Here is a 22,534-nt window from a genome sequence, read left to right on the forward strand (position 1 = left end):
AGCGCCCGATGAACCTGTATCATTGCTATATCGACCTGCATCACGAGGCCAAGGCGCTGGCCTTTTCCAGCGCGGTGGACCAGTGGATGTCCTACCTGAAGGAGCGCAAGGTGATCAAAGGCTGGCGCCTGTTGCGCCGCAAATTGAATCTGGCCAGCGATTCCTGCCGCGATTTTTTGCTGGAGATCGAGTTCGAGAACATGACTCAGCTGGATCAGGCCTTTCGCGTGCTGGGCGAAAAGGACGAGGAAATCGAGAAGCTATATGCAAACGTTTCCGCGTTGGTGGCCCGGTCGGACTTTGGTCTGTATCGGCCATTCCCGGATCCGGAACGGGCTGAACGCATGGCGCTCATCTAGCGGCTTAAGCGCGAACTGATACCTCACCGCGAACTGATACAAGGCCGGATCGTTTGATCCGGCCTTTGCTTTTGCGACGACTAGAGATCGTAGATCGCAGAAAACTTCGCTTCGAGATAGTTGAGCAACGGCGCATGATCAGGAACCATTCCAGCGGCCTCAGCAATGGTGTCCTTCGGGCTGCGCAGGCCACCGTGTTGTTGCAACGCCTGCCCCAGCCAGCCGGTCGCCGCTGAAGTATCGCCCTTGGCAAGCTGCGCGTCCAGATCGGGGACCTCCTGTCGAAGCGCCTCATGAAGGCAGCCAGCATAGACATTGCCCAGAGAATAGGTCGGGAAGTACCCGAACAGTCCCACTGACCAGTGCACGTCCTGCAAACAGCCATTGGACGGCTTATCGACGGCGTAGCCAAAATCAGCCTCGAACCGGTCGTTCCAAGCCGCTTCCAGGTCTTTCACCTCCAGATCGCCCTGCATCAATGCCCGTTCCAGATCGAAACGAAGCATCACGTGCAGGTTATATTGCAGCTCATCCGCTTCGGTGCGGATATAACCATTGTGGACCTTGTTCACCGCCGCGTAGAAGGCATCGGCATCGGCGATCCCGAAATCGCCAAAGCTGTCTTTCATCTGATCGAACAGCCAGCCGGTGAAGGCGCGACTGCGCCCCAGTTGGTTTTCATAAATCCGGCTCTGGCTTTCGTGCACGCCCATGGACACACCGCGCCCCAGCGGCGTGAGAAGGTAGTCCCGGCTGATGTTCTGCTCATAGGCGGCGTGACCGACCTCGTGAATGGTCGAGTAAAAACAGTTGAACGGGTCGCTCTCGCTCGTCCGTGTCGTGATCCGAACATCGAGCCCAGAACCAGAGCTGAACGGGTGTACGGCCTTGTCGACACGGCCATGGTCCATGTCATAGCCAAAGGCGCGCGCCAGCTTGCGCGCCAGTTTCATTTGCACCGCCTCGTCGAACTTGCCTTCCAGCCCTCTCGGCGCAGGGCGATCCAGCACACGGGCCCGCAGGTCCACCAACGCCGGGCGCATCGCATCAAAAATCGCAGCAATCTCGGCCGAGGTTGTACCATGCTCATAGTCTGCGACCAGCGCATCATAAAGCTCGCCGTCGGCGGCAAGGGCTTCAGCCTCCTGGCGCTTTAGCGCGACGACTTCTTCGAGAACCGGAACGAAGGCGGCGACATCTTCATCCGCACGGGCCTGCGCCCACTTTCCTTGCGCTTCGGATGTGACCTGAGCAAGTTTTTTGGCCAGATCGCCGGGAACCTTGACCGCGCGTTCATAGCTCCGCCGGATCTCACGCAAGTGAGCTGCGCCCACTTCATCAGGGGCCTGGGCGGTTTCAAGCCATTCGCCAACCTCAGGCGCACTACGGCGGGCGTGAAGGACCGCCTCGAGCGCAGCCATCTCGATGCCGCGCTGGCTTGCGGCGCCGCGGGGCATCATCGTTTCCTGATCCCAGCCCAGGCGGCCCGAAATCTGCGACAAGGCCTGCGTGTCGCGTTCATAGGCCATTAGCCGTTCAAATGCAGTCATGGGATCAGTAATCCTTGATCGAGGTTGCAATGGGATATGCGGCCAGGAAGCGAGCCCGCAGGATCAGCACCCAAAGGATCACAGCAACGATCTGATGAAGGATCGCCGCCTGCCAGGGCGCAGCGTAGAGAACGGTCACAATGCCGAGTACGATCTGCACCGACAGAACCGCAAAGACCGCGTTGAAGGCGAAGCGCGTTTGAGCGTGGGCACTGCCCCGCCCGCGCAGCCAGACTACAACGGCAAATGCAAAGAGAAGATAGCCGCACACGCGGTGAATGAACTGCACCAAACCCGGGTTTTCAAAGAAATTCTTCCAGACTGGCTCCAGCATCAACGGGTTCGGCGGGATGATCTGCCCACCCATGAGCGGCCAATCGGTGTAGGAACGGCCGGCATCAATGCCCGCAACCAGTGCGCCGAGTAGGATTTGCAGGAACGCAAAGTGCAAAAGCCCTGTAGACAGGCCAAAAAGCTTGGTTTCCTTTGCGCGCCGCGCTTGCATCAGCTCCCGCTCTTCTCGCCCCAGCTGGAACACGTACCAGGCGAGGAAGCCAAGGATGACGAAGGCTAGGCCCAGATGTGTTGCCAGACGGTAAGACGCGACTGAGGTCATGCCCTCACCCTGGGTCACCCCTGAGGCCACCATCCACCATCCGATCGCTCCTTGTACGGCGCCAAGGGCGCCGGGCAAAACCAGTCGGCCGGCCCATCCTGCGGGGATCTTGCGTGCAACAAGAAAGCCGAAAAAGCCCACGGCCCAGACAAGGCCAATCACCCGGCCAAGCTGGCGATGCCCCCATTCCCACCAGTAGATGACTTTGAAATCAGCCAGTTCCATCCACTGGTTTTGAATGCGCCATTGGTCGATCTGCTTGTATTTTTCAAATTCGGACTGCCAGTCCGCCTCACTCATGGGCGGGATTGCACCGGTCACGGGGCGCCATTCCGTGATCGATAGCCCGGAGTCGGTCAGTCGCGTCAAGCCACCGACTGCAATCATCACCATGACCAAACCAAACAGAACCATCAGCCAGAGGCGGATCGCCCTGCGTGCACCGCCCCTGCCACGATCAATGACACCCGGCTGGGCGGCCTTCTGTGCGGGCTGCGCCTCATTTACCTCTTCAAAGATACTGCGCTTGCTGCTCATGCTTGTCTCTCTTGATTGCGGGTCACGCTTGCGGGCGAGATATAGATCATCCTTGGCCCCCGGTCAGGGGTCATTCGCCATTTTTCTTCCAGCGGACCATCTGCCGCATTATGCCATGCAGCATCTGCACATCGGCGCGCGTCAGACGCATGCGGCTGAAAAGATTGCGGAAGACCACCTTCATGCCCGGCGCCTTTTCCGGCGGGAAGAAGTATCCAGCCTCGTCCAGGCGATCCTCATAGTGTTTCACCAGCGCTTCTACCTCGACGCCCGTGGCCCAGTCGGATTTGCCGATATCAAAGACCTCGTGCTGCACCTCATCGGCCTGGCGGCGCCATTCATAAGCGGTCAGGAGTACGCATTGGCCCAGGTTCAGCGAGGGGAACTCGGGGTTCACCGGCACGGTGATGATGGCATTGGCCTTGGCGATATCATCATTCTCAAGGCCAGCTCGTTCGGGGCCGAACATCACGGCGACTTTTTCACCGCCCCGGATCTTTTCCAGCGCCAATTTCATTGCTGCTTCAGGGCTGTAGACGGGTTTGGTGAGCTCCCTTGGGCGGGCCGTGGTGGCAAAGACAAAGGAGCAATCCTCAAGCGCCCCGGGCACATCCGGCGCCAGCTGAGCTTCGTCCAGCAGCCTGCCCGCGCCCGAAGCCATGGCCACCGATTTCGGGTTCGGCCAGCCATCACGCGGCGCCACGATGCGCATCCGATCCAGGCCAAAATTCCACATGGCGCGGGCGGCGGCGCCGATGTTCTCACCCATCTGCGGGCGAACCAGAACAAAGGCGGGCTGAGGGGTCTCGCTGGGCATGTCTTTCTCCGTTGCGCCCCTGGGGCAATTGCAGGCGATTTTCCCTGCTCTAATGGCAGGGCGCGGGATCGGCAAGGCTTGCCGGGCGGCCAATGAAACCCGGACAAGCACGGCGTGTCCTTGCGTCCGGCGCAAGATGCGTTAAACACCTGCCATGAAAGAACAGGAGCGCCCGTCATGACCACCGCCGCGGACACTGTAGAAACGCCACAGATCTATCTGATTTCGCCGCCAAGTTTTGAACTGGGCCGGTTCCCGGATCAACTGGCAAAGGTGCTCGACAGTGTTGAGGTCGCCTGCGTGCGCCTGGATATGGCGAGCCGCGATGAAGATACGCTCAGCCGAGCCGGTGACGCCCTGCGCGAGGTGTGCCATGCACGAGACGTGGCCATCGTGATTTCGGACCATCAGATCCTGGCGGAGCGGCTGGGTCTTGACGGTGTGCATCTGAGCGATGCGTCCAAATCCGTTCGCAGTGCCCGAAAGGCGCTTGGCGCCGATGCCATCGTCGGCAGTTTCTGCGCCGCCTCGCGCCATGATGGGATGTCCGCCGGAGAGGCCGGCGCGGATTACGTGAGCTTCGGTCCAATCGGGACCTCTGGCCTTGGTGATGGCGCTCAGGCTCAGCTTGATCTGTTCCAGTGGTGGTCGGAAATGATCGAAGTCCCTGTTGTGGCCGAAGGCGGTTTGACCGAGGAGTTGATCGCCCAATTCGCCCCCTTCACCGATTTCTTTGGAATTGGGGATGAGATCTGGCGCACCGATGATCCTGCCACCGCCCTGCAAGCCTTTGTCAAGGCGATGGGCTGACGAGGCTAAAGCCAGACGCGCTCCACGAACCAGTAGCCACCGATCAACGCGATGGTCACTGAGGCGGGTATCGCCACCCGGCCGCGGTATTTGGGGTGATTGCCGAACCAATAGCCCACCAACAGGTAGGCAAGCGCAATCACCGTAAGCTGCCCCAGCTCAACGCCAACGTTGAACCCGATCAGTGCTGAAATGAATTGCGATTGTGGGAGACCAAACTCCTCAAGGACGCTGGCAAAGCCCAATCCGTGCAAAAGGCCAAACCCAAAGACCACCGCTGTGCGCCAACTGTGCAGACGGCGGGAAAAGATGTTCTCGACTGCCACAAAAACAATCGAAGCGGCAATCAGCGGTTCCACTATATCGGGATTCACCGTGACCAGCCCAAGGGCTCCGCAGGCCAGTGTGATGGTATGGGCCACAGTAAAGGCGCTGACCTGCCAGATCAGCGGCCGCAGCCGGGTGCTCAGAAAGAACAGCCCGAGGACAAACAGGATATGATCCAGCCCTTTCGGCAGGATATGATCGAACCCCACAGGTATGTAGGAGATAAAGGCCTCATAGGGGGCAAGCGCGGAGCCCCCTGCAAGCGCTATAGGGCCGCTGTTTTCGCCGCCCTGCAAGTAACCTGTGTAAGCCGCATCAACACCGTTCTGACGCAAAACGACCGCGCCCGAGCCTGCCGACCAAGTCAAATTCATCACGTCCGCGCCTAATGGCAGAGGTGCAATCAGATCCAAGAAACTTTCGCGTGGAACATTCAGATCTCCGACAGGAGCAATCCGAACATCCTTCAGCTCAAGCGTGACCGAAGTCCCTGCTTCCAAGTTGATCGTCTTGACCCAATCTTCGGCAAAGAGGCGGAGCATGGGGCTCAGTTCTTCGGGAGGCAACGCGCGAAGCAGATCATAATCCCCGGCCTGTCCGGATTCATCGGTGTCCTGATGAGTGTCCAGGTCTATGCCCGCGACAAAAGCTTCGGCATTCAGCCGCAGTTGCATTTGCAATTCACCGCCTTCGACTGCAAAGTCGGCAATGGTTGGCGTCACCTCATGGGCTTGTGCCTGCTCCGGCATCCATAGTCCCAAGCTTGACAGCAGGGCGATTAAAATCACGTTGAGGCGCAGTGGATAAAGAAGTCTGGTCATGAAAAATCGCCTGTTTCCGTTTGTAATTATTGCTAGCGTCATGGCGGGCACAGTTCCAGCCCTCGCGCATGAATTTTGGATCGAACCCTAAAGCTATCGCGTCACAGGTGATGAGCCAGTCGCGGCGGATCTGATGAACGGTGAAACCTTCAAGGGCGCGCGGCTGCCCTATTTTCAGACCCGTACCAAACGGTTCGACATTGTCTCAGGCGATACGGTCGCGCCCTATCAAGGGCGGATGGGGGACCTTCCGGCGCTGACCTTTCAGCCTGTCGAACCTGGCCTCTTTGCAATCGTACATGAAACCAAGCCGGAGACCCTCGTATACAAGACCTGGGAGAAGTTCGATGTTTTCGCGCAGCACAAGGGTTTTGCCAATATTCGCGTGCGACACGCAGAACGCGGCCTTCCTTTTGAGGATTTTGCCGAGCGTTATAGCCGACATGCCAAGGCGTTGATCGCTGTAGGTGCGGGTGCGGGGTCGGACCGCGCACTAGGACTCGAGACGGAGTTTGTTGCCCAGGACAACCCCTACACCATGGCCGCAGGCGCCCTGCCCGTCTTGCTGTTGTATCAGGGAAAGCCGCGCGCGAATGCGCAAGTTGAGGTGTTTGAGCGCGGTCAGGATGGCAGTGTTTCTGTGTTTCTGACGCAAACTGATGCAGGCGGTCGCGTGAACATCCCCGTAAAGCCTGGCCACGAGTATTTGCTGGATGCAGTGGTCCTGCGTGCAGCCGATCCGGACGACGGCGCCGTTTGGGAGACCCTTTGGGCGGCGCTGACGTTTGCGGTGCCCTGAGGCGCGGTCGCGATCGCGCTTGCGGGGCGCTGCGAAAGGCGGCATGAGGGGGACATGATGACGCATGAGCCCTCTCTCCAACCCAAGGCGGACGCCGATCGGATCCTGTGCATCGGGTCCGTTTTGTGGGATATTATCGGCCGCTGCCCAGCCGAAATGCAGCGCGGCTCAGACATGCCGGGGCGGATCAGCCGCCTTCCGGGCGGCGTTGCCATGAACATTGCTATGACTCTGGCCCGGTTTGGCATGGCACCCATTCTTCTGAGTGCCGTGGGCCGAGACCCCGAAGGAGAAGAGCTGATCGCGGCGTGTGGGCACCTGGGCCTTGATGCTCGTCACGTTTATCGCTCCGAAGATCTGCCGACCGACAGGTACATGGCTGTTGAGGGGGCAAATGGTCTGATCGCGGCCATCGCCGATGCCCATTCCCTTGAAGCAGCCGGTGCCAAAATCCTGCGGCCGCTTTTTGACGGCGCTTTGGGCTCCGAGGCTGCACCCTATTCCGGTCCAATTGCCCTTGACGGCAATCTGACCCTCTCTCTTTTGGATGAGATCGCCGCCAGCCCCGCCTTTGAAACTGCGGATCTGCGGGTGGCGCCCGCATCCCCCGGCAAAGCAGAGCGTCTGCGCCCCTTCCTGCAGCGCGGGCGCGGAACGCTTTATGTCAACCTCGAAGAGGCGGGCCTGCTCTGTCAGGACAGTTTCAGCGACAGCGAGGTCGCAGCAAATGCACTACTGGACCGTGGCGCGGCGCGTGTGCTGGTCACCGATGGCAGCCGCGCGGCCACCAAGGCAGACGGACAGGAGATCCACACGCTTGAGCCGCCAAGGGTCAGCGTGGCCCGCATCACCGGCGCTGGCGATACATTCATGGCCGCTCATATCGCAGCCGAGGCACGTGGAGAAGCGCCCAGTACGGCGCTTGCCTCGGCGCTGGCGGCTGCCGCAAGTTACGTTTCAGGAGAACCCCCGCTGTGATCCCCATTCAATTTTCTGCCGAAGTCACAAAAGCCCGGGCCGAGGGCCTGCCTCTAGTGGCTTTGGAAAGCACGATCATCACACACGGTATGCCGTACCCACAGAACGTCGAAACGGCTACTCAGGTCGAACAAGACGTACGTGAGGCGGGGGCGACACCGGCCACGATGGCTGTGCTTGAGGGCACGCTGCACGTCGGCCTTGAGGCCCAAACACTGGAGACACTGGGTCAGGCCAAGAATGTCGCCAAGGTCTCTCGCGCAGATATCGCCGCCTGTATTGCGACCGGTGGTACCGGCGCCACGACGGTTGCCGCCACCATGATTGCCGCGCGCATCGCCGGGATCGAGGTTTTCGCGACTGGTGGTATCGGCGGCGTGCACAAGGGGGCTGAAACCAGTTTTGACATCTCTGCCGACCTGTTGGAACTGGCCCAGACCCCGGTAAGCGTCGTCGCAGCAGGCGCCAAGGCAATTCTGGATGTTCCCAAAACTCTAGAAGTGATGGAAACCCAAGGGGTTCCGGTCATTTCTTATGGTCAAGACGCCTTTCCGGCCTTTTGGTCTGCGCAGTCCGACCTGAGGGGGCCTTTGCGGATGGACAGTGCGGCAGAAATCGCCCGCGCCCATGCCATGCGGCGTGCCATGGATCTTCCTGGCGGGCAGTTGATCGCCAACCCCATCCCATCCGACGCGGAGATCCCGGCCGAGGTCTTGGCGCCTGTAATTTCTCAGGCACAGGACGAAGCTGACCGGCAGGGGATTACTGGCAAAAACGTCACGCCATTCCTTCTGCAGCGCATATTTGAGCTGACCGAGGGGCGCTCGTTGGTGGCGAACATTGCATTGGTGCGCAACAACGCCCGTCTCGCCGCGGAAATTGCACGAGAATTGAACGTAATCGCCCGCTGACAACTGTTTTCAGGACCCGCCCCATTGCCCTGCCAAATAACAGTGCATAGGTTTCCGCCATCAACCTTGCCTCTGCGGTACAATCACACGCGATGACTACTCCTTTTGACCAAGAACCCCATCGCAAGCCGGGCCTGTTGGCGCGGCTGCGTTCGTCCTTTCTGACCGGTATCGTGGTCATTGCGCCTGTCGGCCTTACGCTGTGGCTTCTTTGGACCGTGATGGGCTGGATAGATGGTGTGGTTCTGCCGCTGGTGCCGAACAACCTGCGCCCCGAGGAATACATCGGAATAAATCTGCGTGGCGTCGGGCTGATCATCTTCCTGTTGTTCACGATCATGGTTGGCTGGGTTGCAAAGGGGATCATCGGTCGATCCCTTATCACCTTTGCAGAGAACCTGGTGGACCGGATGCCGGTGGTGCGGTCCATTTACTCGGGGATCAAGCAGATTTCGGAAACGGTTTTTGCTCAGGCCGAGAGCAGCTTTGACAAGGCTTGCCTGATCGAATACCCGCGGCGTGGCGTATGGGCTATCGGCTTCGTGTCCACCAAGGCAAAAGGTGAGATTGCACATCGCGCGCAGACCTCCGGTGGGCTCATGAGCGTATTCATCCCGACCACGCCGAACCCCACGTCCGGTTTTCTGCTGTTTGTCCCGGAAGAAGATGTGACCATGCTGGAGATGTCGGTCGAGGATGCCGCAAAACTCGTGATCTCCGCCGGTCTCGTCTACCCGAATGCCAAGGACCCGAGCCAGCCCCCGGCCAAAGCTTGAGCTTTCCACGACAAGATATCGAACTGGCGGGCCAATTTGTGACCCGCCAGTTTGTTAATCACAAAGCGGTCCAGCCGCCATCAACACTGATCGTGGTGCCGGTGATCTGAGCCGCGGCCTCAGAACACAGGAACACGGCCGTGCCGCCCAGCTGTTCGACCGTGGCGAATTCACGCGATGGCTGGCGTTCCAGCATGACCTTCTTGATCACCTCTTCCCGACCCATGTTGTACTTTGCCATCGTGTCGGGGATTTGCGCCTCAACCAGTGGGGTCAACACGTAGCCTGGGCAGATGGCATTGGCCGTGATTGCCTCTTCGGCCGTTTCCAGGGCCACGGTCTTGGTCATGCCGACAACCCCGTGTTTGGCGGCCACATAGGCCGATTTGTAAGGAGAGGCCGTTAGCCCATGGGCCGAAGCGATATTCACCACACGGCCCCATCCGGCGGCTCGCATCAAGGGCAGCGCTGCCGCGGTGGTGTGAAAGGCAGAACTCAGATTGATGGCGATGATCGCGTCCCATTTGTCGAACGGGAATTCGTCGATTGGGGCCACATGCTGAATGCCGGCATTGTTGATCAGGATGTCGCAGGCCCCTGCCTGATCGATCAAGGCGCGGCACTCGTCTCCTTTGGACATATCCGCCTTGATGTACCGTGCCGATACAGAAAACTCCTTGGCGATTTCGTTGGCTAGCGCGTGATCTTCATCCCGCTCAGTGAATGAGTTGAGGACCACATCCGCACCCGCACGCGCCAGTTCGCGCGCAACTCCAAGGCCGATGCCGGAATTGGATCCCGTCACGACCGCTGTCTTGCCCTTCAATGTCATGGTTCAGCTTTCCTTCGCACTGAGTTTGGTTGCCGCACCTTGCCACGGGGCGACTGCGAAGAAAACGCGCAGGACTACGGATGAAACAAGAAGGATGCCGCGATTTCTTCAATGTTCGGATCCAAACATTGAAGGAACCCCCAAAAAAAACGCCCGCGCGAAGCGGGCGTCCAGTTATTGAGGCAGGTTTCATACAGGCAAGAAACCTATCGAGCAGTGACTTCTTTATACGCAATTTATTGCTTCCCTCCAAGCCAAAAGTTTGAAAAGAACAAGATTAGCCTCTACCGTTAAGGCTCAGCAAAATAAGGATAGAATGGGATTGTTGCCAAAGTGAGACCAGAATATTTCTCTGCGGCACGGGCCCTATTGGCCGGAATCGCCCTCGTTGCCTCAACCAGTTTTGCAACCGCAGAATCATCGCATGCCATTGCAATGTATGGAAAACCTGCGCTTGAGGCTGACTTCAAATCTTTACCCTATGTTAACCCTGGCGCCTTAAAAGGTGGCCGCCTTGTTGTTGGGAATACGGGTGGTTTTGACACTCTCAACCCCTTTTCACAGAAGGGCACCCCACCGTGGCAACTCAGGTTCTGGGGATACGAAAGCCTCATGGGGCGGTCCTGGGATGAACCTTTTACCCTTTATGGGCTGTTGGCCGAATCACTTGAAGTGCCCGAAGATCGCTCTTGGGTCGAATTTACACTGAGAGAGCAAGCGCGTTTTTCAGACGGAAGTCCGGTGACCGTTGAAGATGTCATCTGGTCCTACGAAACCCTCGGGACCGAAGGACACCTGCGATATCGCGGGTTTTGGTCGAAGGTTGACAAGATTGAACAAACCGGTCCGCGTTCTGTCCGGCTCACGTTCAACACAGAGGATCGTGAGTTGGCCCTGATCGCCGGTCTGCGCCCGATACTGAAAAAGGCCCAGTGGGTCGGCAAGGACTTTGCGGCATCCGGACTGAGTGAGGCGCCCATCGGAACGGGCGCTTATGTCTTGAGTGACTTTGAGCCAGGTCGCTTTGTGACGTTCACGCGCAATCCGGACTATTGGGGCGCCGATCTCCCGTTGCGCCGGGGCACACAGAACTTCGATGAACTGCGTATCGATTTTTTTGGCGATGAAACCGTGCTGTTCGAAGCCTTCAAGGCGGGAGAATTGAGTGCCTACCGAGAGTTCAACCCGGACAAATGGGAAACCGCCTATGACTTCCCCGCCGCACAGAGCGGCGACATCATACGAACCGAGATCCCGCATCAGCGCCCATCGGGAATCACCGGGCTTGCCTTCAATACCCGCCGTGCGCCGCTCAATGACTGGCGTGTGCGCGAAGCCTTGCTCCTGGCGTTCAACTTCGAGTACATCAACGGCACGATCACCGGCGGCGTGCAGCCTCGGATTACGTCCTATTTTTCCAACTCGGCGCTGGCCATGGTCCCCGGGCCAGCCACAGGCGCAGTCCGTGCCCTGCTCGAGCCGTTTCGGAGTGAACTGCTGCCCGGCGCGCTCGAAGGCTATGATTTGCCGCGAAGCGATGGCACCAGCCGTAACCGAAGGAACCTGCGCCAAGCCGTTGGGTTGCTGGCTGAGGCCGGATGGCAGGTGCAGGACGGCGTATTGAAGAATTCCGAGGGCAAGCCTCTTGAGCTGTCGGTGCTGCTGCGCCAGGGCGATAGCGAAATGAAGACGGTGGTGGAAATCTACGCCCGCGCGCTCGAGCGTCTTGGCATCAGGTTGATCCCTGAACTGGTTGATAATGCACAATATGTGGCGCGGCAGTCTGAATTCGATTTTGATCTGACCCGTGTGCGGCGCGACCTGTCGCTAAGTCCTGGAAACGAGCAACGGCTCTATTGGGGCCGCGCCGGCGTGGATCAGCCGGGGAGCCGCAACCTGATGGGCATCAACAGTTCGGCGGTCGAAGCGATGATCGACCATATGCTCACGGCAGAGAGCGCCGAAGCTTTTACTGCCGCGGTGCGTGCGCTTGATCGCGTGCTGATTTCGGGCCGCTATGTCATCCCGATCTGGCAATACGACAAGGGACGTATTGCCCATGTGAAAGAGCTGCGGCACCCTGAGGAGCTGCCAATCTACGGCGACCGTAGCGAGTTCTTTCCCCATGTCTGGTGGTACCAGCCGCGATAGCGTAGCTGTCTGCCCTCAGACAGATCGCGGCGGTTGAAACAGAAATGTTTCCTTTTTTTCCAGTTTTGCTACGATATGGGCGGGTAGTAGTGATGGTCGCGTGGGGAGAAACAAATGTCGGAGCATTTTGCCACTGCCAGTTGGGCCGTGCGTTTTCCCCGCGCCAAGCAACGCTTTCCCTATCTCCAGCGCCGTCTTGCGCCCTGTCCGATACGGGATAAGGACGGCTTTGTCGCATACTTGGCACAGTCCCATCATCTGACGCTGACAGAAGCACGTGAAGAGGCTGACGATTTCCTGTTCTGGGAAAGTCTCCATGCTGAACTGGAACCCGACCTCGAAGCAGATATGATTTAATTTGAGGAACTTAAGACAGAGACGTCACCCACAGAATGGTCGCATCCTCGGGGCTGACCGAAATCACGTTGTGGCCCATGGCCGCATCGTAATAGGCGCTGTCGCCGCGCCGCATCTCAACCGGCTCGTAAAACTCGGTATAAAGCCGGATCACGCCCGTCAGCACGTACAGAAACTCTTCCCCGTCATGACGCACCCAGCCGTCAAACTCTTCCATCGACCGCGCACGTACACGCGCCCGGTACGGCAACATCTGCTTGCGAGTCAGCCCATCCGCAAGAAGTTCGTGCTCGTATGTGGCCGTGGCCTGCGCTGAGCCCTCTCCGGACTTGGTAATTGTCATCCGCCCATTCACCTGCTCGCGTTGCGGCGGCGTGAAAAGTTGCGGAACAGAAATCTCTAGCCCAACTGCGAGTTTCTTGAGGGCGTCATAGGTTGGGGACATCTGTCCGTTCTCAATCTTGGACAGGGTCGATCGGGCCAATCCAGCCTGATTGGCGGCATGCTCCAGGGTCCAGTCACGTGCCTTGCGTAACTCGCGCACGCGCGCGCCAAGATCCAGGGGTTCCGCCTGGGCGCTGTCGCCGCCTGCGCGGGCAATGCTGATCAGGGTTTTGGGGTCGCGATCCGTCATTGCGTTTCTATAGGACGAGCCGCCGCCGCTTGCAACGCGCCACATGCCGCGATAGCCAAGGCGCATGATCTCTGAACATGATACCGGACCCTTTGAGGCCTGCCCGTCTCCATTCAACCTTGCTGCGCATGTGCTGCGCCATGCCAGCGAGCTGTCCGCCAAATCCGCGCTTGAGGTGCTTGGCGCCTCAACGAGCATGATTTGGACCTATGCGCAACTTGAGGCCGCTGTGCGGGGGACCGGTACAGGTCTTCTGGAAGCCGGTTTGAAACCCGGTGATATCGCGCTGATGCGTCTAGGAAATACTGTGGATTTCCCGATTGCCTATCTCGGGGCCATCGCAGTGGGAGTGATCCCGGTTCCCACCTCGGCGCAGTTGACCGAACCGGAAACCGCCAAAATCATGCAGGATCTGGATGTCGCCGCAGTGCTGCGCGATCCACAGGTCGTATGTGCCGACCATCCCAGGCAAGTCCTTCTATCGGACCTTGAAGCGATGCGCGCGTGTCCGCCTTGCGCCTATGACATGGGGGATCCGAACCGCCTCGCCTATGTCGTCTATACTTCGGGAACCAGCGGATCGGCCCGCGCTGTTGCCCATGCCCATCGCGCGATCTGGGCACGGCAGATGATGGTCGCCGACTGGTATGATCTGAGGCAGGATGACAGGCTGCTTCATGCGGGTGCGTTCAACTGGACCTTTACCCTGGGAACCGGGCTGATGGACCCTTGGGCGATTGGGGCAACGGCGCTCATCCCGGACCCCGATACCCCAACCGATGCCCTGCCGGAGCTTCTGAACAGCAGTAGAGCCAGCATTTTTGCTGCTGCGCCAGGCGTTTATAGAAAGCTTCTCAGCCAAGAGAGCGCGTTTGGGCTGCCCAATCTCAGGCATGGTCTGTGCGCTGGCGAGAAACTGTCCCGCCACCTGTCCGAGCTGTGGAGGGCGCGCAGCGGTACGCCGCTTTATGAGGCATACGGAATGTCGGAATGCTCGACATTCATATCTGCCTGCCCGGCTCACCCGGCTCGCGGGGATGCTCTGGGGCGGCCACAGTCCGGACGCCGCGTCGCCATCCTTGGCCCTGACGGCCCTGTCCCGCGCGGCGCTGAGGGCACCATCGCCATTCACCGTAGTGATCCTGGATTGATGCTCGGATATATCAATGCTCCTGAGGAAACCGAGGCTCGTATGCAAGGCGACTGGTTCCTGACCGGGGACCAAGGTGCCATGGCTGAGGATGGGCAGATCACCTACCTGGGGCGCGCTGATGACATGATGAACGCCGGCGGCTTTCGTGTTTCTCCGATTGAGGTCGAAACAACCCTGTCGGCACACCCCGGCATAACTCAGGTCGGCGTCACAACCGTCGAAGTCAAAGCTGACACACATATCATCGTGGCCTTTTACACCGGTCCTCACGATCTTGAGACCAAGGAGCTTGAGGCCTTTGCAGCAGAGCGGCTGGCGCGTTACAAGCAGCCACGTGCCTATGTGCGCATAGGGGCATTGCCGACGGGCGCAAACGGCAAATTGCTTCGGCGCGCCCTGCCCGCCCATTTCACCCGATAACCAAAGGATTGCCTTATGACACAAGACACGATGGTCAAGCTGGACATTCTCTCGGACCCGATTTGCCCCTGGTGCTACATTGGCAAGGCCAATCTCGACAAGGCTCTGGCCGAGATCCCGGACCATCCTTTCGTGATCGAATGGCACCCCTTTCAACTCAACCCTGACATGCCGGATGAAGGCATGGACCGACGCGCCTATCTGGAGGCAAAGTTTGGCGGCAAGGACGGCGCGGTCCGAGCCTATGCCCCTGTCGTGGAGCACGCGGAGAAGGCCGGTTTATCCATTGATTTTGAAGCTATGCAGCGTACTCCTAACACGCTGGATGCGCATCGTCTGATCCACTGGGCCGGGATCGAAGGTAAACAGACCGAAGCTGTCGATGCACTCTTTTCCGCCTATTTCACCAAAGGTCAGGATATCGGGGATCCTGAAATCCTTGCTGACATTGCGGATGATATCGGGATGGAGCGTGATGTGGTTCTCAAGCTCCTTGAAGGTGAAAACGACCGGGAAGATATACGGACCCGCGATGCCCACTCTCGCAAGATGGGCGTCAACTCGGTTCCGACCTTCATTGTGGCAAATCAGCACGCGGTTCCAGGCGCTCAGCCGCCCGAGTTGTGGAAACAGGTCATCGCGGATATTCTTGAGCAAATCAAATCCGCTCCCGCGCCCGAATAGAACAGGCCCCCGATGCCGTTTAAGCGTTCCAGTATTTTTGCGACCCTGATCGGCATCATTGCCCTCAGTACGGCGTATTTCCACTACTTTGAAAAATGGACCATCCTGGACAGCCTTTTCTTTACCGTGGTTACTATTTCCACCGTTGGCTACGGCAATCTGGTGCCTGTGACGGCGGCCGGGAAGATCGGGACGATGGTTCTCATTTTCAGTGGGCTTGGCGTTTTTGCATTGGCGATGCGCGAGTTCGCGCTTTATCAGATCCAGAAACGCGAAGAACAAAGCGAATGGCTCGTGGCGCGGCTGGGACGCCACCACCACGAGGTACCGCCAGCAAACGAAGATGACTGCCCTGATCCGGCCCCTTTTGAGCCGGGAAAACGCTAGAGTCACAACCTCTCGCGCAGCCACGCACAGCCCACTGTGCGGGCTCGGTTCTGGCCCTGCCCGGATATTCATGATAACGCCACCATGGCACCGCCCGGATTGGATCCGATTTCCGAATCCTTCTGAAGCGGTGCAAGAGGTCATTCATGTCACAATCCCTTTCAAGCCCCACATCAAACCCGATGTCTAAGGGCGAATTTGTTGCCCTTATCGCGATGATGTTTGCAACGATCGCTTTTTCGATCGATGCCATGCTCCCGGCGCTGCCGGAAATTGGCCAGACGCTCAGTCCCGATCATGTGAATCGGGCGCAGCTCATCATTACCTCCTTCGTTCTGGGCATGGGGGTCGGTACCTTTTTTACCGGTCCGCTGTCTGATGCGCTTGGCCGTCGCCCGGTCATCTTTGGCGGCATTGCGCTTTATATTGTGTCCGCAGCCGCCGCTTGGGCTGCCGAGTCGCTGGAACTGGCCTTGCTGGCCCGTTTGACCATGGGGCTTGGGGCCGCTGGCCCCCGGGTGGTGGCCATGGCCGTGGTGCGAGACCTGTACTCGGGCCGCGAGATGGCGCGGGTTGTGTCGGTTGCAATGATGATCTTCACCCTTGTCCCCGCAATTGCACCGCTCCTTGGGGCCGGCATCATCGCCTTCTCCAGCTGGCGCGGGATCTTTGTCGCCTTTGCAGCCTTCGCCGTGATCATTGCACTTTGGATGGGGATACGGCTGCCGGAAACACTTGCGCAATCCGCTCGGCGCCCGATGCGCGTTTCCCTGATGGTGAATGCCCTGAAGGAGATGATCTCTCATCCAACGGTGCGCCTGTCTATTCTGGCCCAGTGCCTGTGCCTCGGGATGCTTTTCACCATGATCACGATGGTGCAACCAGCCTATGATGTGGTCTTCGACCGGGCCGAGAGTTTCCCGTACTGGTTCTTTGTTGTGGCACTGATTGCCGGGACAGGAAGCCTGTTGAACGCTGTTCTGGTTGTGCGCCTTGGCATGCGGCGCATGGTGACGTGGGCATTGGGCGCACAGATCATGCTGTCGGCTGCGATGCTGGTTCAGGAAAGCCTGCCGCTGGATAGTTCCACGGCCTTTGCCCTGTTTGTGGGCTGGCAGACCAGCGTGTTCTTCATGGCGGGTGTGACCCTCGGCAACCTCAACGCAATGGCGATGGAGCCAATGGGTCACATCGCAGGCATGGCGGCCTCGGTCATGGGGGCGATTTCGACGGTTGCTGCCGCAGCCATTGCCGCACCGGTCGGGCTGCTTTTTGATGGCTCATTGCTGCCGTTGACCGCTGGGATCCTCGCCATGTCCAGTCTCGGCTTCCTTCTCATGCTTCATATGGCGCGTGTCGAAGCGCGATCACCGGTTCTTTAGCGACTTGAAGGCGCGGTACCGCTTCCCTAACCTCTCCAACAATTTGGAGAGGTTTTTTCATGGCGGATTCCTACTATGATCTGGGCGATTATGCCTGCCCCGTAACCACTCAGTCTGCTGCTGCGCAGCTTTGGTTCAATCGCGGATTGATCTGGACATATGGGTATAACCACCAGGAAGCCTGCGCCTGTTTCCGCCGTGCAATCGAGGCAGATCCAGGTTGTGCCATGGCGCACTGGGGCCTCGCCTATGCCTCTGGTCCGAATTACAACATGCCGTGGGAGTTACACGATCCCGCAACTCGGGCCGAGGCGCTGGCGATCGCATATGACGCCACGCAGACCGCACTGGCGCGGATAGAGGGCTGTACACCAGCTGAACGCGTTCTGGTCGAGGCGCTGGCTGCCCGCTACCCTGAGCGCGCGCCCGTAGACGAAATGCACCTTTGGGATCATGCCTTTGCCGATGTAATGCGGGCGGGATTCGCTGAGGTTTCTGATCATCTGGATCTGCGTTGTGTCTATGTTGAAAGCCTGCTGAACCTCACGCCCTGGAAAATGTGGGATCTCAAAACCGGCGCGCCCGCAAAAGGCGCTGCCACGCTTGAAGCCCAGGAGGTTCTGGAGGCCGCCTTTGACACCGTGCCACATGCAATGCAGCATCCTGGCCTGTTACACTTATATGTGCACCTGATGGAGATGTCGCCAACGCCGGAAAAAGCTTTGAAGGCGGGGGATGTTTTGCGAACCTTGGTGCCCGATGCCGGGCATCTGGTTCACATGCCGACGCATATTGACGTCCTATGTGGTCAGTATCGCGACGTGGTCTATTGGAACGAAAAGGCGATCGAGGCAGATCTTAAATATTACACTCGCGAAGGTGCCCATAACATCTACACCGGCTACCGTATGCACGACTATCACTTCGCGATCTACGGCGCTCTTTTCCTTGGACAAATCGAACCGGCCTTGCGGGCCAACCAGGGCCTGTGGGACACGGTCCCCGAAGACATGCTGCGCATCGAAAGCCCTCCCATGGCGGACTATTTCGAAAGCTACATGGCGATGCACCCTCATATCCTAATCCGCTTTGGCCGTTGGGATGAGGCCAAGGCGCTGGAGCTGCCAGAGGATCAGGATCTGTTCCTGACCCTGACTGCAACCACCCATTACGCGCGCGCCCTTGGCTATGCAGCCACCGGCGATGTCGCGCGCGCTGAGGAGGAAGAAAGGCTTTTTCTCGCGGCCAAGGATCGGGTGCCCGACACTCGCCTGATGCACAACAACCGTGTCGTTGACTTGCTTGAAATCGCAAAAGAGATGCTGCGGGGTGAAATTGAGTATCGCAAGGGCAACTTTGATGTGGCTTACGCGCATCTGCGCCGCTCGGTCACGCTGGACGACAACCTTCCCTACGACGAACCTTGGGGCTGGATGCAGCCAACCCGTCACGCGCTTGGGGCGCTGTTGTTCGAGCAGGGTCATATCGACGAGGCTGAGGCGGTCTACCGCGCCGATCTGGGGCTGGATTGCAGCCTGCCCCGCGCGTCAATTCATCCAGATAATGTGTGGAGCCTCAAGGGCTTGCACGACTGTCTGGCTACGCGCGGGGAGCAGGTGGAAATCCAGCACATCAAGCTGAAACTGGATCTGGCGCAAGCACGGTCTGACGGTGTCATGGCCTCCTGCGGCTGCGCTCAGATAGCCATGAAACCGGAATGCTGCGGATAGATCAGGCGCCGTCGGCCTTGGCCTTTTTCTTTTTGGCGACGAGTTTTTCGGCCAGATCTCGCGCGATGGCGAAGGCACCTTTGATCTTGTCGGAATCCTTCTTCCAGTCGCGCCGCACGACGATCTTGTTGTCCTTGACCTTTGCTAGCCCTTTCTGGTCTTGAATGAAGGCGACAAGGCCTTCGGGAGAGGCATATTTGTCGTTGTGGAACTGGATTGTCGCCCCTTTGGGACCGCCATCGAGCTTGGCAATGCCAGCCCTTTTGCACATCGCCTTTATGCGAACAACCAGGAGCAAGGTATTGACCTCTTTTGGTAATTTGCCAAATCGGTCGATCAACTCAGCCGCAAACCCTTCCAGCTCCACCTTGGTGGTGAGTGACGATAGACGGCGATAGAGGCCGAGACGCACATCAAGATCGGGCACGTAATCTTCGGGGATCAGCACGGGAACACCCAGGTTGATCTGCGGCGCCCATTGATCCTCGGTCTCGGACAGCCCGTCGATCTCCCCGGATTTGATCTTCGCAATCGCCTCTTCAAGCATCGACTGGTACAGCTCATAACCTACATCGCGCATCTGGCCCGACTGTTCCTCGCCCAGAAGGTTACCTGCGCCGCGAATGTCAAGATCCTGACTTGCAAGCGTAAATCCGGCACCAAGTGTGTCGAGTGACCCCAGAACTTTCAGCCGTTTTTCCGCGGTTGCGGTCAACCGCGCACGGGGCTTCGTGGTCAGATACGCATAGGCGCGGGTTTTGGAGCGGCCAACCCGGCCCCGGATCTGATAGAGCTGCGCCAGACCAAACATATCGGCGCGATGCACCACCATGGTGTTGGCGGTGGGAATATCGAGGCCGGATTCAACGATGGTTGTCGCCAACAGAATGTCGTACTTGCCGTCATAGAAGGCATTCATCCGGTCATCCAGCTCTCCTGCCGCCATCTGCCCGTGGGCCACCACATAGGAGAGTTCGGGGAGTTGTTCCTTCAGGAACTCCTCAACCTCGGCCAGATCGGAAATGCGCGGGACCACGTAAAAGCTCTGCCCGCCGCGATAGTGTTCGCGCAGCAGTCCTTCGCGGATCGTGACTGCGTCGAACTCGCTCACGTAGGTGCGGATCGCAAGACGGTCCAACGGAGGCGTGCCGATGATGGACAGGTCGCGCACTCCGGTAAGGCTGAGTTGAAGAGTTCGCGGGATGGGCGTCGCCGTCAGCGTGAGGACGTGTATATCGCTGCGCAGTTGTTTCAGACGCTCCTTATGGCCAACGCCGAAATGCTGTTCCTCGTCGATGATCAGCAACCCGAGGTTCTGAAACTTGATCCCCTTGGCCAAAAGCGCATGGGTGCCGATCACGATATCAACGGTGCCCTTGGCCATGCCTTCGCGGGTCTTGGCGGCATCCTTCGTTGTAACAAATCGCGATAACTGTCTAACTTCCAACGGAAAACCTCGGAAGCGTTCTGCAAAGGAGGCTGCGTGTTGCCGGGCCAGCAGGGTTGTCGGGGCGATTACGGCCACCTGAACGCCAGACATGGCTGCAACAAAGGCTGCGCGCATCGCGACCTCTGTCTTTCCGAAGCCCACATCGCCGCAAACCAGGCGGTCCATCGGCCGACCAGAGGTCATGTCCTCCATCACGTCCTCGATGGCGCGCAGCTGATCGTCGGTTTCCTGATAGGGGAACCGGGCCGAGAATTCTTCCCAGGCGTGGGGCGGCGGATCCATGATCGGGGCCTTGCGCAGCGCACGTTCGGCGGCGATCCGGATCAACCGGTCCGCCATCTCGCGGATGCGCTCTTTCAGCTTGGCCTTCTTGGCTTGCCATGCACCGCCCCCAAGACGGTCAAGCAAGCCTTCATCATGACCATATTTGCTGAGCAGCTCGATGTTTTCGACCGGCAGGTAAAGCTTGGCCTCTTCAGCGTATTCCAAAAGCAAGCACTCATGCGCTGCGCCTGCCGCCGTGATTACCTCCAGCCCCTTGTAACGCCCGATCCCGTGATCCACATGAACCACCAGATCCCCCGGTGTCAGTGATTGCGCCTCGGTCAAGAAGTTTTCTGCCTTGCGCCGTTTCTTGGGGGCACGGATCAGACGATCGCCCAGGACATCCTGTTCCGAGATAACCGTGAGCCCCGGCGCTTCGAAGCCGTGCTCCAACGCCCATACCGCAAGGTGTAGCCCGGACTTTCCGATCCGCGTGCCATTGGCAACCGGGACCGCCTCCGCTAGCCCTTCATCCTCAATGAGGCCGCTCAGACGTTCCCGCGCACCTTCCGAATAGGAGGCGACCACCACCGGCCCCTCTTGCTGGCGCAATTTAATATGAGTGGCCAAGGACCCAAAAAGGCTGATGTTTTCCTGTTGCCGTTCAGGCGCGAAGTTGCGTCCGATCCGTCCGCCTGCATCAACCACACCCGGGCCGGAGGCCTGAGGTAAAGGATGGAACTGTATTGTTCGATGATCCGCTGTCGCGGCCTCCCAGGCCGTGTCCTCCAGATATAACAGCTCTGGCGGGGTCGGCTTGTAGACCGTATCCATGCGCCCTTTTTGCGCCATGGCCAGTTTTCGCGTCTCATACTGGTCCGCAACGCTGTCCCACCGCGCGAGGCGCGCTGGTGTCACCTGGTCATCCAGCGTGATCGTTGCATCAGGCAGGTAATCGAACAGGGTTTCCAGCTCTTCATGGAAAAACGGTAGCCAGTGTTCGATACCCTGGTGTTTGCGGCCTGCGCTGACAGCCTCGTAAAGAGGGTCGTCGGTCCCTGCCGCACCAAATTCAATCCGGTAGTTCTGTCGGAACCGCGTAATCGCGGCCTCATCCAAAATGACCTCGGAAACAGGCGCCAGTTCAATACGGTCCAATTTTTCAGTGGTGCGCTGTGTGGCCGGGTGAAACCGACGGACGCCATCCAGAACGTCACCAAAAAGGTCGAGCCGCACCGGGCCGGACTCACCCGGTGGGAAAATGTCAATGATACCCCCCCGGATCGCATAATCCCCAGGTTCCATCACCGTGGGACTTTGGGAAAATCCCATGCGAACCAGAAACTTGCGCAGGGCTTCTTCATCTATCCTGTGGTCCACACGCGCCGAGAACGCAGCCTCGCGCAGCGTCGCACGCGCAGGCACGCGCTGGCTTGCAGCATTGAGCGTCGTCAGCAATACAAACTCGCTTGGCATCTTCTGGACGAGAGCCGCCAATGTCGCCATACGCGCGGCGGAAATATCGGCATTGGGCGAAACGCGGTCGTAGGGCAGACAGTCCCAGCCAGGAAACACAAAGACCGGCATGTCGGGCGCAAAAAAGGAAAGCGCGGCGCGCATGGCTTCCATCCGCTTGTCGTCACGTGCCACATGCAGCACCGGCCCGCCGGATGACCGTACCTCCTTCAGGATCAGACGGGCATCATACCCTTCGGGGGCGCCGCCCATGGTAACCGCACGTTGCGCCATGCTGTGGTTTCCTCTTGCTGTTCGAATGAGCCCTTTGGGC

19 protein-coding genes and 1 pseudogene are annotated in these 22,534 nt (G+C 58.9%); 13 read left to right on the forward strand and 7 right to left on the reverse strand.

Going from position 1 to position 22,534, the window contains the following annotated elements:
• Positions 1-8 precede the first annotated feature (8 nt).
• Positions 9-359, forward strand: a complete 351-nt coding sequence (locus INS80_RS16120; RefSeq protein ID WP_192966603.1) for a DUF6614 family protein — start codon at positions 9-11, stop codon at positions 357-359.
• A gap of 80 nt (positions 360-439) precedes the next feature.
• On the opposite strand, the gene INS80_RS16125 is transcribed toward INS80_RS16120, so the two are convergent.
• From INS80_RS16125 to INS80_RS16135, 3 genes are all read right to left on the reverse strand, one after another.
• On the reverse strand, positions 440-1,909 hold the full coding sequence (locus INS80_RS16125; protein ID WP_192966604.1) for a carboxypeptidase M32: 1,470 nt from the start codon (positions 1,907-1,909) through the stop codon (positions 440-442).
• A gap of 4 nt (positions 1,910-1,913) precedes the next feature.
• Positions 1,914-3,062 (reverse strand): heme A synthase, encoded by a 1,149-nt coding sequence (gene ctaA / locus INS80_RS16130; RefSeq protein ID WP_192966605.1) that lies wholly within the window; start codon positions 3,060-3,062, stop codon positions 1,914-1,916.
• A gap of 70 nt (positions 3,063-3,132) precedes the next feature.
• Positions 3,133-3,879 (reverse strand): RNA methyltransferase, encoded by a 747-nt coding sequence (locus INS80_RS16135; RefSeq protein ID WP_192966606.1) that lies wholly within the window; start codon positions 3,877-3,879, stop codon positions 3,133-3,135.
• 177 nt (positions 3,880-4,056) lie between these two features.
• Here INS80_RS16135 and INS80_RS16140 point away from each other — a divergent pair, with 177 nt between their 5' ends.
• Complete coding sequence (locus tag INS80_RS16140) at positions 4,057-4,689, forward strand: thiamine phosphate synthase (RefSeq protein WP_192966607.1); 633 nt, start codon at positions 4,057-4,059, stop codon at positions 4,687-4,689.
• A gap of 5 nt (positions 4,690-4,694) precedes the next feature.
• On the opposite strand, the gene INS80_RS16145 is transcribed toward INS80_RS16140, so the two are convergent.
• On the reverse strand, positions 4,695-5,837 hold the full coding sequence (locus tag INS80_RS16145) for a HupE/UreJ family protein (RefSeq protein ID WP_192966608.1): 1,143 nt from the start codon (positions 5,835-5,837) through the stop codon (positions 4,695-4,697).
• 106 nt (positions 5,838-5,943) lie between these two features.
• Here INS80_RS16145 and INS80_RS16150 point away from each other — a divergent pair.
• From INS80_RS16150 to INS80_RS16165, 4 genes and pseudogenes are all read left to right on the forward strand, one after another.
• Positions 5,944-6,636 (forward strand): annotated as a pseudogene (locus INS80_RS16150) (DUF4198 domain-containing protein); the annotation flags it as partial.
• A gap of 57 nt (positions 6,637-6,693) precedes the next feature.
• On the forward strand, positions 6,694-7,614 hold the full coding sequence (locus tag INS80_RS16155) for a PfkB family carbohydrate kinase (protein ID WP_192966609.1): 921 nt from the start codon (positions 6,694-6,696) through the stop codon (positions 7,612-7,614).
• Positions 7,611-8,525 (forward strand): pseudouridine-5'-phosphate glycosidase, encoded by a 915-nt coding sequence (locus INS80_RS16160; protein ID WP_192966610.1) that lies wholly within the window; start codon positions 7,611-7,613, stop codon positions 8,523-8,525. Before INS80_RS16155 ends, INS80_RS16160 begins: the two co-directional genes overlap by 4 nt.
• Positions 8,526-8,617: 92 nt before the next feature.
• Positions 8,618-9,301, forward strand: a complete 684-nt coding sequence (locus INS80_RS16165; protein WP_192966611.1) for a DUF502 domain-containing protein — start codon at positions 8,618-8,620, stop codon at positions 9,299-9,301.
• 58 nt (positions 9,302-9,359) lie between these two features.
• Here INS80_RS16165 and INS80_RS16170 read toward each other — a convergent pair whose 3' ends face one another.
• Positions 9,360-10,133 carry a 3-hydroxybutyrate dehydrogenase gene (locus INS80_RS16170; protein WP_192966612.1) on the reverse strand — a complete coding sequence of 258 codons (774 nt, stop codon included), beginning with the start codon at positions 10,131-10,133 and terminating at the stop codon, positions 9,360-9,362.
• Positions 10,134-10,466: 333 nt separating this feature from the next.
• Between INS80_RS16170 and INS80_RS16175 the strand changes: the two genes are divergently transcribed.
• Together INS80_RS16175 and INS80_RS16180 are read left to right on the forward strand one after the other, a co-directional pair.
• Positions 10,467-12,284, forward strand: a complete 1,818-nt coding sequence (locus INS80_RS16175; protein ID WP_192966613.1) for an extracellular solute-binding protein — start codon at positions 10,467-10,469, stop codon at positions 12,282-12,284.
• A 114-nt stretch (positions 12,285-12,398) separates the two neighbouring features.
• Complete coding sequence (locus INS80_RS16180) at positions 12,399-12,641, forward strand: hypothetical protein (protein ID WP_192966614.1); 243 nt, start codon at positions 12,399-12,401, stop codon at positions 12,639-12,641.
• Positions 12,642-12,651: 10 nt separating this feature from the next.
• On the opposite strand, the gene INS80_RS16185 is transcribed toward INS80_RS16180, so the two are convergent.
• Positions 12,652-13,275, reverse strand: a complete 624-nt coding sequence (locus tag INS80_RS16185; RefSeq protein ID WP_192966615.1) for a helix-turn-helix domain-containing protein — start codon at positions 13,273-13,275, stop codon at positions 12,652-12,654.
• 64 nt (positions 13,276-13,339) lie between these two features.
• On the opposite strand from INS80_RS16185, the gene INS80_RS16190 reads away from it, so the two are divergent.
• From INS80_RS16190 to INS80_RS16210, 5 genes are all read left to right on the forward strand, one after another.
• Positions 13,340-14,848 carry a class I adenylate-forming enzyme family protein gene (locus INS80_RS16190; protein WP_192966616.1) on the forward strand — a complete coding sequence of 503 codons (1,509 nt, stop codon included), beginning with the start codon at positions 13,340-13,342 and terminating at the stop codon, positions 14,846-14,848.
• Positions 14,849-14,863: 15 nt separating this feature from the next.
• Positions 14,864-15,532: a DsbA family oxidoreductase gene (locus INS80_RS16195; RefSeq protein ID WP_192966617.1), complete on the forward strand. Its 669-nt coding sequence runs from the start codon at positions 14,864-14,866 to the stop codon at positions 15,530-15,532.
• A 12-nt stretch (positions 15,533-15,544) separates the two neighbouring features.
• Positions 15,545-15,919, forward strand: coding sequence for a potassium channel family protein (locus INS80_RS16200; RefSeq protein WP_192966618.1), 375 nt, complete (start codon positions 15,545-15,547; stop codon positions 15,917-15,919).
• Between the two features lie 182 nt (positions 15,920-16,101).
• Positions 16,102-17,301, forward strand: a complete 1,200-nt coding sequence (locus INS80_RS16205; RefSeq protein ID WP_192966619.1) for an MFS transporter — start codon at positions 16,102-16,104, stop codon at positions 17,299-17,301.
• Between the two features lie 59 nt (positions 17,302-17,360).
• Complete coding sequence (locus tag INS80_RS16210; RefSeq protein ID WP_192966620.1) at positions 17,361-19,031, forward strand: tetratricopeptide repeat protein; 1,671 nt, start codon at positions 17,361-17,363, stop codon at positions 19,029-19,031.
• A gap of 1 nt (position 19,032) precedes the next feature.
• Here the strand turns inward: INS80_RS16210 and mfd are convergent, their stop codons facing one another.
• Positions 19,033-22,494, reverse strand: coding sequence for a transcription-repair coupling factor (gene mfd, locus INS80_RS16215; RefSeq protein WP_192966621.1), 3,462 nt, complete (start codon positions 22,492-22,494; stop codon positions 19,033-19,035).
• Positions 22,495-22,534: the final 40 nt, after the last annotated feature.

The sequence above is a fragment of the Phycobacter azelaicus genome (genome assembly GCF_014884385.1).
Classification (GTDB): Bacteria; Pseudomonadota; Alphaproteobacteria; order Rhodobacterales; family Rhodobacteraceae; genus Phycobacter; species Phycobacter azelaicus.